At 76.8% G+C, this 13,659-nt stretch carries 16 protein-coding genes; 9 read left to right on the top strand and 7 right to left on the bottom strand.

Annotated features, from left to right (window positions below; genetic code table 11):
- Positions 1 to 21: 21 nt before the first annotated feature.
- Complete coding sequence (locus ACI798_RS02790) at positions 22 to 1,092, top strand: YihY/virulence factor BrkB family protein (protein ID WP_457047173.1); 1,071 nt, start codon at positions 22 to 24, stop codon at positions 1,090 to 1,092.
- Here the strand turns inward: ACI798_RS02790 and ACI798_RS02785 are convergent.
- The gene (locus tag ACI798_RS02785) at positions 1,089 to 1,319 is read right to left on the bottom strand and encodes a DUF3039 domain-containing protein (RefSeq protein WP_456939789.1); all 231 of its coding nucleotides are present in this window, start codon (positions 1,317 to 1,319) and stop codon (positions 1,089 to 1,091) included. The genes ACI798_RS02790 and ACI798_RS02785 overlap by 4 nt on opposite strands.
- 101 nt (positions 1,320 to 1,420) lie before the next feature.
- Between ACI798_RS02785 and ACI798_RS02780 the strand changes: the two genes are divergently transcribed.
- On the top strand, positions 1,421 to 2,374 hold the full coding sequence (locus tag ACI798_RS02780; RefSeq protein WP_457047172.1) for a pseudouridine-5'-phosphate glycosidase: 954 nt from the start codon (positions 1,421 to 1,423) through the stop codon (positions 2,372 to 2,374).
- Positions 2,371 to 3,252 carry a carbohydrate kinase family protein gene (locus ACI798_RS02775; RefSeq protein ID WP_457047220.1) on the top strand — a complete coding sequence of 294 codons (882 nt, stop codon included), beginning with the start codon at positions 2,371 to 2,373 and terminating at the stop codon, positions 3,250 to 3,252. Before ACI798_RS02780 ends, ACI798_RS02775 begins: the two co-directional genes overlap by 4 nt.
- Before the next feature lie 6 nt (positions 3,253 to 3,258).
- On the opposite strand, the gene ACI798_RS02770 is transcribed toward ACI798_RS02775, so the two are convergent.
- Both ACI798_RS02770 and ACI798_RS02765 read right to left on the bottom strand, forming a co-directional pair.
- A complete protein-coding gene (locus ACI798_RS02770) occupies positions 3,259 to 3,618 on the bottom strand; it encodes a DUF3099 domain-containing protein (RefSeq protein WP_456939787.1) in 360 nt (119 codons plus the stop codon).
- Positions 3,619 to 3,805: 187 nt separating this feature from the next.
- Positions 3,806 to 4,411, bottom strand: coding sequence for an HhH-GPD-type base excision DNA repair protein (locus ACI798_RS02765; protein WP_457047171.1), 606 nt, complete (start codon positions 4,409 to 4,411; stop codon positions 3,806 to 3,808).
- A 146-nt stretch (positions 4,412 to 4,557) separates the two neighbouring features.
- Between ACI798_RS02765 and ACI798_RS02760 the strand changes: the two genes are divergently transcribed.
- From ACI798_RS02760 to ACI798_RS02740, 5 genes are all read left to right on the top strand, one after another.
- Positions 4,558 to 5,346: a chemotaxis protein CheB gene (locus tag ACI798_RS02760; RefSeq protein WP_457047170.1), complete on the top strand. Its 789-nt coding sequence runs from the start codon at positions 4,558 to 4,560 to the stop codon at positions 5,344 to 5,346.
- Positions 5,347 to 5,512: 166 nt separating this feature from the next.
- Positions 5,513 to 6,595, top strand: a complete 1,083-nt coding sequence (locus tag ACI798_RS02755) for a tartrate dehydrogenase (protein WP_456939778.1) — start codon at positions 5,513 to 5,515, stop codon at positions 6,593 to 6,595.
- A 103-nt stretch (positions 6,596 to 6,698) separates the two neighbouring features.
- On the top strand, positions 6,699 to 7,436 hold the full coding sequence (locus ACI798_RS02750; protein ID WP_456939777.1) for an ATP-binding protein: 738 nt from the start codon (positions 6,699 to 6,701) through the stop codon (positions 7,434 to 7,436).
- A gap of 86 nt (positions 7,437 to 7,522) precedes the next feature.
- On the top strand, positions 7,523 to 8,344 hold the full coding sequence (locus tag ACI798_RS02745; RefSeq protein WP_456939776.1) for an MEDS domain-containing protein: 822 nt from the start codon (positions 7,523 to 7,525) through the stop codon (positions 8,342 to 8,344).
- The gene (locus tag ACI798_RS02740) at positions 8,341 to 9,420 is read left to right on the top strand and encodes an anti-sigma factor RsbA family regulatory protein (RefSeq protein WP_456939775.1); all 1,080 of its coding nucleotides are present in this window, start codon (positions 8,341 to 8,343) and stop codon (positions 9,418 to 9,420) included. The genes ACI798_RS02745 and ACI798_RS02740 overlap by 4 nt, the downstream gene beginning before the upstream one ends.
- A gap of 52 nt (positions 9,421 to 9,472) precedes the next feature.
- On the opposite strand, the gene ACI798_RS02735 is transcribed toward ACI798_RS02740, so the two are convergent.
- Both ACI798_RS02735 and ACI798_RS02730 read right to left on the bottom strand, forming a co-directional pair.
- The gene (locus ACI798_RS02735) at positions 9,473 to 10,720 is read right to left on the bottom strand and encodes a PP2C family protein-serine/threonine phosphatase (RefSeq protein WP_456939774.1); all 1,248 of its coding nucleotides are present in this window, start codon (positions 10,718 to 10,720) and stop codon (positions 9,473 to 9,475) included.
- Between the two features lie 22 nt (positions 10,721 to 10,742).
- A complete protein-coding gene (locus ACI798_RS02730) occupies positions 10,743 to 11,129 on the bottom strand; it encodes a hypothetical protein (RefSeq protein ID WP_456939773.1) in 387 nt (128 codons plus the stop codon).
- Positions 11,130 to 11,297: 168 nt separating this feature from the next.
- On the opposite strand from ACI798_RS02730, the gene ACI798_RS02725 reads away from it, so the two are divergent.
- Positions 11,298 to 11,720 (top strand): CBS domain-containing protein, encoded by a 423-nt coding sequence (locus ACI798_RS02725; RefSeq protein WP_456939772.1) that lies wholly within the window; start codon positions 11,298 to 11,300, stop codon positions 11,718 to 11,720.
- Positions 11,721 to 11,740: 20 nt separating this feature from the next.
- On the opposite strand, the gene ACI798_RS02720 is transcribed toward ACI798_RS02725, so the two are convergent.
- On the bottom strand, positions 11,741 to 13,072 hold the full coding sequence (locus tag ACI798_RS02720; protein ID WP_456939771.1) for an adenylate/guanylate cyclase domain-containing protein: 1,332 nt from the start codon (positions 13,070 to 13,072) through the stop codon (positions 11,741 to 11,743).
- 89 nt (positions 13,073 to 13,161) lie between these two features.
- A complete protein-coding gene (locus ACI798_RS02715; protein ID WP_456939770.1) occupies positions 13,162 to 13,608 on the bottom strand; it encodes a GNAT family N-acetyltransferase in 447 nt (148 codons plus the stop codon).
- Between the last annotated feature and the right edge of the window lie 51 nt (positions 13,609 to 13,659).

Here is a 13,659-nt window from a genome sequence, read left to right as displayed (position 1 = left end):
CCGGGCGTGCACACTGGCCTGGTGAGCACCGTGCGGGCCGGCGGGCGGTCCCGCGCCGACGGGGCCGCGGAGGACGCGCAGGCCCCCGCGACCGCCCCGCCTCCCGCCGGCGCCAGCCGCGCCGACCTCGCGGCCCCCGGCCGCCTCGACCACTGGCCGCCGGTGGTCCGGGTGCCCCTGCAGGTGCTCGGCCGCACGGTGGCCAAGGCCTGGCAGGACCGCATCCTCGGGCTGTCCGGCGAGGCGGCGTTCTGGCAGATCCTCTCGGTGCCGCCGCTGCTGATCGCGCTGCTCGGGTCGCTGGGCTTCCTCGGCGACTGGATCGGCGCGCAGTCCGTGCAGACCATCGAGGACACGCTGGTCGACGCCTCCAGCGAGGTGCTCACCGCCGACGTCGTCGACTCGCTGGTGCGGCCCACGCTCAGCGACATCCTGACCTCGGGCCGGCTCGACGTCGTCAGCGTGGGCTTCCTGCTCACCCTGTGGGCTGGGTCCTCGGCGACGGCGACGTTCATGAACACCATCGTCATCGCCTACGACCAGCGCGACGTCCGCGGCCCGATCGCCACCCGGCTCATGGCGCTGTGGCTGTTCGTCGTCGGCCTGGTGCTCGCGGTGGTCATGCTGCCGCTGCTGGTGCTCGGCCGCGGGGTGCTCGTCGGGCTGCTCCCGCGGGACTGGCACGAGACGGCGACGGTGCTGATCAACGCCGTCTACTGGCCGGTGGTGGTCGTGGGCCTGCTGCTCGCGCTGACGAGCTTCTACCACGTGGTCCTGCCGCGGCGGCTGCCGTGGCGGCGGCACCTGCCGGGCACGCTGCTGGCCGTCGGGTTCTTCATGGTGGCGGCGACGGTGCTGCGGCTGTACGTGTCCGACATCCTCGTCGCCGCGCTGCCCTACGGGGCGCTCGCGACCCCGATCGCGGCGCTGCTGTTCCTGTTCTTCTTCGGGATGGCGGTGCTGCTCGGCGCCGAGCTGAACGCGACGATCCAGGAGCGCTGGCCGGCGCCGCTGCGCCGGCACACCCGCCGGGCGCAGCGCCGCCGCGCCGCCGAACTCGAGGCCGAGGCCAAGCGCCTCGGACTGCGCTAGTCCTTGCGGAGCTGGTCGTAGACCTCCTTGCAGGCCGGGCAGATCGGGCTGCCGGGCTTCGGCGCCTTGGTCACCGGGAAGACCTCGCCGCACAGCGCCTCGACCAGCGTGCCCATGACGGCGCTCTCGGCGATCTTGTTCTTCTTGACGTAGTGGAAGACCTCGTTGGCGTTGCCGGTGTCCGAGTCGCGGACGTCGGGCTTCTCGAGGAGGTCGGTGTCGCTCACGGTCTCTCCCAGGCTCGGGGACGTCTCCTGCGCGGGCGCCCCGGCGTACTCCGGCGGAGGTGGTGGCCGGGGGCGTCCGCCCCGCCCACCATGATGGCAGGGTGCCTCCCGAAGCTCCCCGGACCGAGCCCCGCCATGCCGCCGCCGCGCCCCTGACCCTCTCCCCCGAGGTGGCCGAGGCGCTCGAGGCCGGTGCCCCCGTCGTCGCCCTGGAGAGCACGCTGCTCGCCCACGGCCTGCCGCGGCCGGACAACCGTGCCGCCGCCGACGACGTCGAGGCGGCCGTCCGGGCCGGCGGCGCGGTGCCGGCCACGATCGCGGTGCTCGACGGCGTGCCGCACGTGGGGCTGACGGCCGAGCAGGTCGACCGGGTGTGCGCCGACCCCGACCTGGCCAAGCTCGGCGTCCGGGACCTGCCGGTGGCCGCCGCCCTCGGCCTGTCCGGCGCCACCACCGTCTCGAGCACCGCGCTGCTGGCCGAGACCGCGGGCATCGGCGTGTTCGCCACCGGTGGCCTGGGCGGGGTGCACCGGCAGTCGGCCGAGACCTTCGACGAGTCCGCCGACCTCACCGCGCTGTCGCGCACCTCGCTGGCCGTCGTCTGCGCCGGCGTGAAGTCCATCCTCGACGTCCCGGCGACGCTGGAGCGGCTGGAGAGCCTGTCGGTCACCGTCGTCGGCTACGGCACCCGCACCTTCCCCGGGTTCTACGTCGCCGACTCCGGCGCGCAGGTGGACTGGGCCGTCGAGTCGCCCGAGCAGGCGGCCGCGGTGCTCGCCGCACGGCGCGAGCTGGCCCCGGGCGCGGTCGTCGTCGCCAACCCGCTGCCGGCCGACGAGCAGCTGGATCCGGAGCTGCACGCCCGGGTCATCGCCGACGCCCTCGCCGCGGCCGAGGCCGCCGGGGTGCGGGGCAAGGCGGTGACGCCGTTCGTGCTCGACCACCTGCACCGGGCCAGCGAGGGCGCCACGCTGGCGGTGAACGTGCGGCTGGTGCTGCGCAACGCCGAGCTGGCGGGGCGGATCGCGGCCGCGCTGGCCGCCGCGGCCCGCTGAGCACCCGCCCGGTCGTCGTCGTCGGCGACCTGGCCACCGACGTCGTCGCCGTCCTGTCCGGCGGGCCGGCGCCGGGCTCGGACCGGCCGGCCGTCATCCGCACCCGCGGCGGCGGTGCCGGGGCCAACGTCGCCGCGCACCTGGCCGCGCTCGGGGTGCCGGTCACCCTGGCCGGGTGCGTGGGCGACGACCCGGCCGGCGCGGCGCTGGTGGCCGAGCTCGCCGCCGCCGGCGTGGGCCTGGCGGTGCGGACCGTGCCCGGCGCGGCCAGCGGGACGATCGTCAGCCTGGTCGAGCCCGACGGGCAGCGGAGCATGCTCGCCGACCGCGGCGCCAACCTGGACCTGCGGCCCGGTGACGTCCCGCCGCCGGTGCCCGGCGGCCACCTGCACGTGTCGGGCTACACGCTGCTCGACGAGCGCCCCCGCGCGGCCGGGCTCGCGGCGCTGGCCGCGGCCCGGGTGGCCGGGTGCACGGTGTCGCTGGACCCGGCCTCGACCGGGCCGCTGACCGGCTACGGCGTGGACCGGTGGCTGGCCGACACCGCCGGCGCCGACCTGCTGCTGCCCAACGCCGACGAGGCGCGGCTGCTGTCGGGGTGCGCGGACGTCGTCGACGCCGCCCGGGCGCTGGCCGCCCGGCACGGCGCGGTCGCGGTGACCCTGGGGGCCGACGGTGCGCTGTGGGCCGCCGGGACCGCGGTGCTGCACCGCCCGGCGCACCCGGCCCGGGTCGTGGACACCACCGGCGCCGGGGACGCGTTCACCGCCGGGCTGCTCGCGGTGTGGCTGGGCGGGCCGGACGCCGACCCGGCCGCCGCGCTGGACGCGGGGCTGGCCCGGGCCGCCGAGGTGGTCGGCCGGCCGGGCGCGCGCTGAGGCGTCTCAGCCCTCGATGACCGTGCCGCCCTCGATGGCGCGCCGCCGGCGGGCGGGGTCGTCGAGGATCCGGTCGGGCTGCGGCGCCCTGTACCGGTGGGCGTTCAGCTTCTTCTTCGGGGGCCGGTCGTTGGCCATGACGACGGCGATCCAGGGCAGCACGGTGCCGAGGACCGCGAAGAGGATCGCGAGCCAGAGGATCTGGTAGGTCGCCGCGGCCAGCACCAGGGCGACGGCGCGGACCGCCATCGTGAGGATGTACCGCTTCTTCCGGGCCGCGTGCTGCTCGGCCAGGCTGGGTTCGGCCTGGGTGATGAGCACCGGCTCCGACCGGCGGGGTCGTGCGGACTGCTGGCTCGAGGCCACGGACACCCATCCCCTCCGCTGGCCCGGGGCCCGACGCTGTCGCCTCACGACCGGGACCGGTCCCTGCTGGCCGGCCCCGGGGATCCCCGGTCCGGCCCCCATGGTGCCACCGGGACAGGGGCTGCGCAGGTGCCTCCGCGGACGATCCCGGGCCACATCCAGCGTGTCGGGGCCGACTCCCCGCCGCCTACCCGGCGGCCCGCTCCGCGGCCTCCTCGGCGGCCTCCTTGGCGGCCTTCTTGGCGGCCTGCTTTGCGGCCCTGACCTCGGCCAGCGACTCCGGGCCGGTGATGTCGGCGACCGACCGGCGCGAGCCCTCCTCGCCGTAGGAGCCGGCCGCCTCGCGCCACCCCGGCGGGGTCACGCCGTACTGCTTGCCGAGCAGCGCGACGAGGATCTTCGCCTTCTGCGCACCGAAGCCGGGCAGCTCGCCGACCCGGCGCAGCAGCGTGGCGCCGTCCGGGACGCCGTCCCACAGGCCCTCGGCCCGGCCGTCGTAGCGGTCCACGAGCAGCCGGCCCAGCGCCTGGGCGCGCTGGGCCATCGAGCCCGGGTAGCGGTGCACGGCCGGGGGCCCCTGGAACCAGGCGAGCAGCCGGTCGGGCTCGGCGTCGGCGATTGCGGCCGCCGAGAGCGTGTCCACCCCCATGCGGTCGGCGAGCAGCCGCGGGCCGGCGAAGGCGCGCTCCATCGGGAACTGCTGGTCGAACAGCATGCCGAGGACCAGCGCGAGCGGGTCCCGGCCGAGCAGGTCGTCGGCGGCGTCGTCCTGGGTGATGCGGAGGGTCGGCACGCCCGCCGATCCTGCCGCACCACGCGCCGGGAGGGTCCAGGGATGCCCCGTGGTCCCCGGGACGAGTCCCCTGCCGAGGCGCCCCGTCAGGGGGGACCGGGCCGGCGACCGGTGGCAGCTGAGACGTCGAGCCGAGGGGCGTCACCGTGGACGATCGCCAGGCGGAGCAGCGAGGAGCCGTCGACGTCGTCGCGCTCGTGACGTCGGCAGGCGGCCTGGACGCGGTGTCTGCCGTCCTCCGGGAGCTGCCGGCGGAACTGCCCGTGGCGGTGGTGGTGCAGCAGCACCTGAGCGGTCAGGGCAGCCAGCTGGTGCCGATCCTGCGGAGGCGGGCCGATCGCGAGATCGACTGGGCGGAGAACGGCACGTTCGTGGAGCCGGGTCGGGTCCTGGTCACGCCCGCCCGGCGGCGGCTGGAGATCCTGCCCGACGGCAGCTGCGCCGTCGGTCCGGCTGACCTGGGAGCGATCGAGCGGGAGCTCGGCGTGCCGCTGTTCCACGGGGTGGGCCGCGGCATCGTGCTCGGCGACGCCGGCGCCCAGCTGATCGAGCCCGCCCGCCAGGTGGTCCGGGACCTGGATGCCGCGCGGGCCGCGGCCCGGTCCGCCCGCGGGCTGCAGCGCGGCCGGGTGGAGCTCGTCGCGATGCCCAGCCCCGGGATCGAGCCGCTGACCACCCTGGTCCGCGCCTTCACCACCGCCCACCCGGCGATGACCGTCACCGCGGACGCCGCGTTCACCCCCGAGGAGGTGGTGCAGGCGGTCAACGCCGGCCGGGCCGAGCTCGGGCTGCTCGGCGCCGCCTCGCCGGCGTCGGGCACGCGGTGCTGCCGTCGTCCTGGACCCCGCTCGCCGAGCGGGCGGGCGCGCGCGTCCGGCGCATCGAGCCCCCGGTCCTGCTCCGGATCGCCCTGGTCTCCCGCGCGACCGCCCTGACGCCGGCGGCGCAGGCCTTCGTCGCCTGCGTCGAGGACTACGTCGCCGGCGTGCAGGACCGATAGGGCCGGGCTATCCGTCCCATCGACGATCGGTGTTGGACGGCCGGGGAGGTGACGCCGTTCACTCGGGAGCGACCCCAGCAGCCGTCCTCCCGGAGACCGCCATGACCGCCCAGCGCACCTTCCGCATCGCCGCCATCCCCGCCGACGGAGTCGGGATCGAGGTCGTCGCCGCCGGCCGCGCCGTCCTCGACGCCCTCGCCGGGGCCTCGAACGGCCGCTTCGCCTTCGACTGGCAGGAGTTCCCCTGGGGCGCCGCCTACCACGCCCAGCACGGCCGGATGATGGACGAGGACGGCCTCGAGCAGCTCGAGGACTTCGACGCCATCTACTTCGGTGCCGTCGGCTGGCCGACCGTCCCCGACCACGTCAGCCTGTGGGGCCTGCGGCTGAAGATCTGCCAGGGCTTCGACCAGTGGGCCAACGTCCGCCCCGTCGAGTTCCTCCCCGGCATCCAGAGCCCGCTGCGGAAGGCCGACACCACCGAGCTGGGCTGGGTCGTCGTCCGGGAGAACTCCGAGGGCGAGTACGCCGGCTTCGGCGGGCGCAACTTCGCCGGCCGCGACGACCGCGGTGAGGTGGCCGTCCAGTCCGCGGTGTTCACCGAGGTCGGCTGCGAGCGGATCATCCGGTTCGCCTTCGACCTGGCCCGCACCCGGCCCCGCAAGAAGGTCTCCAGCGTCACCAAGAGCAACGCCCAGCAGTACGGCATGGTGCTGTGGGACGACGTGTTCGCGCGGGTCGCCGCCGAGTACCCGGACGTCGAGACCGAGAGCGTGCTGGTCGACGCGATGGCCGCCAAGTTCGTCCTGCGCCCCGAGGACCTCTCCGTCGTCGTCGCATCCAACCTCAACGCCGACATCCTCTCCGACCTCGGCAGCGCGCTGGCCGGCAGCCTGGGCCTCGCGGCCAGCGCCAACCTCAACCCGGAGCGGCGCTTCCCGTCCATGTTCGAGCCGGTCCACGGCTCCGCGCCGGACATCGCCGGCCAGGGCATCTGCAACCCCGTCGGCGCGATCGGCAGCGCCGCGCTCATGCTCGAGCACCTCGGCCTGCCCGACGAGGCCAAGGCCGTCCAGCACGCCGTCGAGGTCACCTCGGGCAAGGGCATCCGCACCCGCGACGTCGGCGGGACCGCGAGCACCGACGAGGTCACCGCGGCCGTCATCGAGCACCTGTCCCTCTGACCGCCCCTGCCGCGAGGAGCACCCGGGATCGCGTACGGCGTCCCCGGGTGGGTAGACCCGATGCGGGCCGAGATCGACCCCTGCCCGGCACCTGGGGTGACGCATGGGCGCGAGCGTGTGGGCGCGACGCCCGCCTCCGGCCCCGTGGCCGGGCCCGCCGGCGACGTGGCCGGAACAGCCGGCCACCCTCGCCGCACTGCCCGGTCTGCGCCGCCGCCTCCGCGCGGCGATCGCCGACGGCGAGCTCCCGGCCGGGTGCGACGACGGCGAACGGCTGCTGCTGGTGGTCGAGGAACTGGTGTCCAACGCGCTGCGGCACGGCCGCCCGCCGGTGACCGTCACGGTCACCGCGCCCCGGCTCGGCTGGCTGGTGGCCGTGAGCGACACCGCCGCCGGCCGGCCGCCGGTCCCGGCCCTCGGGCGGGACCCCGCTCGCGGCGGCATGGGCCTGTCCCTGGTGGCGCGGATCTGCGGTGCGCACGGGTGGGTCGCCGAGGACGCCGCCAAGGTCGTCTGGGCGCGGGTGCCCTACCTCGAGCTGCTCCGGACGGACCGTGCCCACCGGGCCACCGACCGGGCCCGCGGCCTGGCCGAGCGCCTCGTCGAGACCGCGGACCGGACAGCCAGGACCCTGGACGCACTGGCCGTGCAGGCGGACTCGGGCGGTCGGACCGACGTCGCCGGCCGGTGCCGGAGCGGGGCCAGGCGGGCCCGCCTGGAGGCCGAGCGGGCCCGCTGGGTGGTCCTCACCGCGCCTGGCCCCCGGTCGGACGCCCGGCGCACCGCCCCGCCTCCTCCCCCGCTCGGCAGGACGTCGTCCCCGGTCCCCGGTGTCCTGTGACGGTCCCCGCCGCCGGCGTCCCGGTCCTTGACCCCGGGCGCCCAGCGGTCCGCGCGCACCGCGCGCACCGCGCGTAGCGTTTCCCCGTGGGCGTTGTCGGGGAGGTCCCCGGCACCGAGTGCGGCGAGCACGTCCTGCAGCTGCACCGGTCCGAGGACGAACAGCTGACCGGTCTGACCGCCTGGGTCCGCCGCGGGCTGGACCTGGGCGAGAAGGTCGTCTGCACCGGGTCCCCGCGGCGGCCCGTGGACGCGCTGGTCGCCGCGCTGGACGGACGGGGTGCGGACGCGACCGCGGCCGTGCGCGACGGGCGGCTCGCGGTGCTGACGGCGGAGGACTTCTACGGCGCCGAGAGCCACGCCACCGTGGTGGACCGCGCGCTGGCCGAGGGCTTCGCCGGGGTGCGGATGGCGGCCGACGAGCCCGCCTGGCTGAGTGCGCTCGACCCCGCCGCGCACCGGGTGGTCGAGCAGCAGATGGACGAGCTGGTCTGCACCCGGCCGGTGCACACGCTGTGCCAGTACCCGCACGCGGGCACCGCGGGGTCGCGGTTGGAGGACGTCCTCGCCGTCCACCGGTCCGGGGTGCACGAGGCGACCTTCGCCACGACCCGGGACCTGGACGGGCTGGCCCTGCACGGTGAGGTCGACGGCACGAACGCCGACGTCTTCGAGGCCGTGCTGGCGACGGCGAGCCGGGGCGCGTCGCGGGTGCTGTGGCTGGACCTGGCCGAGGTGACCCACCTGGACGCCGGGTCCTGCTGGCGGCTGGAGGACGCGACGCTGGGGTTCCGGCTGGCCGGCGGGCACGTCCTGCTCGTCGCCCCCCAGCCGCCGGTCGAGCTCATGCTGCAGCTGATGGAGGTCGACGAGCTGCCGGGCGTGCACGTGGTGGCGGGGCGGCCATGACCTCCGGCACCGGAGCGGAGCTGCTGCACGCCGCGCTCCTGTACGGCTCCGCGGACGAACTGGTCGCCGCGGCGGCGCCCTTCCTCGCCGACGGGCTGGCCGCGGGCGACGCGGTGGTGCTCGCCTGCGGAGACGAGCACGACGCGCTCCTGGCCCGCGCCTCCGGCGGCGGGGACCGCGTCCTCCGGCTGTCGTCCGGGGAGGTCTGGACCGGCTGCGCGCGGGCGCTGGCCACCTGGCGCCGGCTCGTGGAGCGCCGGACCGCCGCCGGTGCCCCGCGGGTCCGGCTGGTCGCCGCCGTTCCTCCCGGCCCGGGGCGGTGGGCGGAGTGGCACCGCTACGAGGCGGCCCTCACCGTGGCGCTGGCCCCACTGCCGCTGACGGCGCTGTGCGTCTACGACCGGCGCGCGATCTCCGACCGGGTACGGGACGGGGTGGAGGAGACGCACCCCCTGCACCTGACCGCCGGCGGTCTCGTGCCCGGCGACCGCTACGTCGAGCCCGCGACGGTGCTGCGGCGGGACTCCGCGAGCCCGCCGCCCGCGGTGCCGGACGGCCCGCCCGCCCTCGTCCTGGCCGGCCTGACCGACGCGACCCGGCTGCCGCAGCTGCGCGCCCACGTGCGGGCCGCGCTGGACGGCGCGGACGGGCAGGCGCGGTCGTACGGCCGGTTCGCCGCCGCGGTCACCGAGGTGCTCGGCAACGCCTTCCGGCACGGCACGCCGCCGGTCGCCGTCCGGGTGTGGACGACGCCGACCCGGCTGGAGTGCACCGTCACCGACTGCGGGGACGGCTTCGACGACCCGCTGGCCGGGTTCGTGCCCCGCGGGAACGGCGCGTCACCGGCCGGAGCGGGCCTGTGGGTGGCCCGGCAGGCCTGCGACACCGTCGAGACGTTCCGCACCCCGACCGGGTTCGCCGTCCGCCTGGCCACCTCGCTGCCCGAGCCGGACGCCAACCCCGGGCCCGCCCCGGGGGTCGCGGCCCCCGAGGCCGCGGCCGACCGCGCGGACCGGGCCCGCGCCGAGGCCCGCGAGCTGGCCCGCCGGCTGGCCGCGCGGTTGCAGCCGTCCTGACCGGAGGCGGCGGGTACCCCGCACCGGTGTCCCGGTCCGTGCCGGACCGGGGTCAGGCGCCCGACGAGGCGTGGCCGGGGTCGGCCCCCTGCTCGGTGGTGCGCTCCCGGGGCGGTCCGCCGTACCAGTCGAGGCAGAGCATCGTCGCGTCGTCGCGGAGGTTCCCGCCGGTCGCCCGCAGCACCGCCGCGCCCAGGGCCTGGACGACCTCGCGCGGGTGCAGGTCCGCGGTGGCGACCAGCGCCGCGGCCACGTCCAGCGACGCCGCGTTGCGCTCCAGCATGCCGTCGGTGAGGAAGACCATCCGGTCGCCGGGCTCGAGGGGCAGCGGCTGCACGTCGAAGGTCTTGCCCGGGAGCACGCCGAACGGCGGCTCGACGCGCAGCGCGATCTCCTCCACGGCACCCGCGCGGAGGCGCAGGGGCAGGGTGTGCCCGGCGTTGACGACCAGCGCCGTGCCGGTGCGCAGGTCGACGCGCACGAGCTGCCCGGTGACGAACCGGCCGGGCGTCGCGTGCCGGGCCAGGGAGTCGTTGGCGTAGCCGGCCTGCGCGCCGAGGTCGAGCCCCTTGCGGCGCCCGTTGCGCAGGCTGCCGACCAGCAGGGTGGCCAGCAGCGAGGCCTCGACCTGGTGGCCGACCGCGTCGGTGATCGACAGCTGCAGGGAGTCCCGGTCGAGGTTGTAGTCGAAGGTGTCCCCGCCCACCTCGGCGGCCGGCTCCAGCCAGCCGGCGAGGGTGAACTGCCCCGCCTCGCAGGTGTAGGCCGCCGGCAGCAGCCGGCGCTGGATCTCCGCGGCCAGGGTGAACGGAGTGGAGCGCATGCCCCACTCGAAGACGTCGGTGTGCCGCCGCGCGGCGACGAGGACGTAGGCCAGCGCGTGCGCGGCGGTCTCGACGGTGGCGACCTCGGACGGGGAGGGCGGGCCGGGCAGCAGCAGCTCCAGCAGGCCGATGGCGTCCCCGCGGTTGGTGACCGGGACGATCACCCGGGCGCCCGCGTCGACGTGCTGCACGTCGACCTGCTGCGTCCGCAGCACGCGCCCGTACGGGCTCCCGCTCAGGGGCACCGTCTCGGCCTGCTCGGCCCCCTGGCTGCGGGCGCCCTCCACCCGGCCCGTGGACGTCAGCCGGACGACCGAGCGGCCGGTGAAGTCGGTGATGAGGAAGTGCACCTCGCGGGCGCCGACCATCTCCGCGAGCCTGGCCGCCACCACCGGCACCGCGTCGACGGGCGGCGCCGCCTCCACCTCGTCGAGGAGCTGGCCGACGTCGATCCCGCCGGCCTCTGACCCGGGCACACGCAGACGGTAGCGAGACGCGTCACCGCACGCCCCCGCCTCGCCGCGACGACGTCGCCGGCCTCTCCCCCGCCCCGGCCCGGGGCGGTCCGGCGGCCGGGTGGGACCAGTCGGTCCTCCGCGCCGGGGAACGCCAGTCGTTCGCCGCCGGCACGCGCCTCACCCGCTCGATCGCCTCGACGCTCCGGCCGAGCGACGTGCTGGTGCGCTCCTGCCGCCGATGTGCGTCCCGGCGGGCCCGCTCGAGGGCCTCGCGCAGCGGCCCGGCCCCCGGCGCGACGGACACCCACGCGGTGCCCCCGGCGACCAGCCGCTCCAGCGCCGTCCCGCGGACGAGACGGGAGACGTCCTCGACGTGGTGCAGGACCCCGACCGCCCTCCCGTCGGCGTCGAGGACGGGCGAGTCCACCGGGAGCCAGGTCCGCTCGACGAACGCTACGGACGTCCGCGCCCCGGTCGAGGTCGTGCGCCGCGGCTCCGGTGCTGCTGGTGCCGCGCCCGCCCTCGGGAGCAGACTCGTCCCGGGCCCCTGGAGGGCTCCCCTTCCCGCGGCGGCCCCGCTCGAGAGGAGGACCCGATGACCACGACCACCACCGGTCACGTCACGGTCGGCGAGGTGATGCGGCCCCCGGTGACGACGGTCGAGCGCGACGCCCACGTGGCCGCGGCCGCCTGGCTGATGAAGAAGCACCACGACAACGCGCTGGTCGTGGTCTCCGACGGCGCGGCGCAGGAACCGGTGACCCTGGTCTGCGACAGCGACGTCGCCCAGGTGGTCGCCGACGGGCGGGACCTCGAGCAGGTCCGGCTCACCCAGCTGCCCCTGCCGCCGATGGTGCTGGTCGCGCCGGACACGCCGGTCACCGAGGCCGCGGAGCGGATGCTCGCGGCCGGCGTCGTCTACGCGCCCGTGGTGCGGGACGGGCACCTGGTCGGGCTGGTCGACATCTCGGCCGTCTGCCGGGGGCTGCTCACCGAGCGGAGGACCGGCGCCGCCTGACCGCCCGGAGCCGGGCGTGCTCAGGCGGCCAGGGCGAACAGCGGCCAGGTGCCGGGGACGCCCCGGAGCGCCCGGACGCCGCGCTCGACGAACTCCAGCCCGGAGCCGACGACGAGGTCCCTGACCGTGCCGGAGACGAGCACCTCCCCCGGCGCCGCCTCCGCCACGACCCGCGCCCCGATGTGCACCGCCAGGCCGCTGACCCCGCCGCCGTCGGCCCGTTCCACCTCCCCGGCGTGCACCCCCGCCCGCAGCCGCAGCCCGACGGTCGCGGCGGCCTCGCGCACCGCGACCGCGCACCGGATCGCCCGCGCCGGGCCGTCGAAGGTGGCGAGCAGCCCGTCGCCGGCGACGTCGACCTCCTGCCCGCCGTAGCGGGCCAGTTCCTCGCGTGCGAGCGCGAGGAACCGGTCGCGGATGGAGGACCAGGCGGCGTCCCCGACCCGCGCGACCAGCTCGGTGGAGCCGGCCAGGTCGAGGAACAGCACCGTGGCAAGGACCGTCGTGGCGGCCCGGCCCGACGGGCGGGTGCCGGTGAGGAACTCCTGGATCTCGGCCAGCGGGGTCTCGGTGTCGCCGAGGAAGAAGAGGTGGTCGTCGCCCTGGAGCTCGACCAGCCGGGCGCCGGGGATGTGCTCGGCGAGGTACCGGCCGATGCCGATCGGGATCATCAGGTCGCCGCGGCGGTGCAGCACCAGGGTCGGCACCCGGATGGTGGGCAGGACGTCGCGCAGGTCGATGTGCGGGTAGAGCTCGAACACCCGGCGGGCCATCCCGGGGCTGGCACCCAGGCGCTGGAGCGTCCCCCACCAGGCGCGCAGCGCCGTGTCGTCCCGGCGTCCGGGGCCCCAGGCGCCCAGCCCGGCCCCCTCGCCCCAGTGCTCGACCAGCCCGGACAGCATCGCCGTCATCACCGGCTCCTCCACCCCGCAGGGGAAGTCCGGACCCCGCGTGATCCGCGGGTAGGCGCCGTAGAGCACCAGCGCCCGGGTGCGCTCGGGGTGCTGGGCGGCGAAGAGCAGGGCCATCGCCCCGCCCTCGGACACGCCGAAGAGGGCCGCCCGCTCGGAGCCGGCCGCGTCCATCACCGCGGTGAGGTCCTCGACCCGCTCCTCGAGGCTGGCCGGGCCCGGCACCGGGTCGGACAGGCCGGTGCCCCGCTTGTCGAACAGGATCAGCCGGCTGAAGCCGGCGAGGCGCTCGAGGAACCGGCGCAGCGACGGCTCCTGCCAGTTCCAGTCGAGGTGGGAGATGAACCCGGGGGCGGCCACGAGGTCGAAGGGCCCCTCCCCGACCACCTGGTAGGCGATGGCGAGGTCCCCGCTCCGGGCGTACCGCGTCCTCGGCGCCACGGGGCAGTCTGGCACGCGGGCCGCCGGCCCCGGCACCCGCGGACGACCCCGGGCCAGGGGCGTCCCGCACGACGGGGTGCCGGTCCCCGTCACAGCGCCCGGGTCAGGACCTCCCGCCCCGTCCGGGTGAACCCGCGGGCTCCGTACCACTCCGCCAGCCGGTGCGACCGCTGTCCGGCGGGCGTGACGACGACGTCGAGCTCGGCGCAGCCACGATCGCGGCACCAGTCGGCGGCGGCGTCGACGAGCCGCGCGGCCCAGCCCTGCCGGCGGTGTCCCGGCAGCACGTAGAGGTCCTCGAGCTCGGCGTTCCGGCCGACCTCGAAGCCGAAGGTGGTCGTCACCGTCGCCACCGCCACGACGCCCGCCTCCGCCTCGGCGACCAGCAGGTGGTTGGCCGGCTCGGCGAGGAACGGGCGGACGCGGGCCCGGACGTCGGCCTCCGAGGTGGCGAACCCCTCCTCGCGGAAGAAGCGCACCAGCAGGTCGGCCACCGCGCCGGCGTCCTCGGGACCGGCCGGCCGGACGCCGCTCATCCCGCCGCTCCGCGGCGCGGGAGGCCTCCGGGAGCCACCGCGACGGACGCC

Source organism: Geodermatophilus sp. SYSU D01045 (genome assembly GCF_054050295.1).
The sequence above is the reverse complement of the archived record's forward strand: the minus strand, read 5'-3'. Positions and strand labels throughout refer to the sequence as shown.

Coding starts and splice junctions, on each gene's coding strand:
- ACI798_RS02755 (WP_456939778.1), top strand. CDS start 5,513: ATGACCGCCCAGCGCACCTTCCGCATCGCCGCCATCCCCGCCGACGGA.
- ACI798_RS02750 (WP_456939777.1), top strand. CDS start 6,699: ATGGGCGCGAGCGTGTGGGCGCGACGCCCGCCTCCGGCCCCGTGGCCG.
- ACI798_RS02740 (WP_456939775.1), top strand. CDS start 8,341: ATGACCTCCGGCACCGGAGCGGAGCTGCTGCACGCCGCGCTCCTGTAC.
- ACI798_RS02725 (WP_456939772.1), top strand. CDS start 11,298: ATGACCACGACCACCACCGGTCACGTCACGGTCGGCGAGGTGATGCGG.
- ACI798_RS02715 (WP_456939770.1), bottom strand. CDS start 13,608: ATGAGCGGCGTCCGGCCGGCCGGTCCCGAGGACGCCGGCGCGGTGGCC.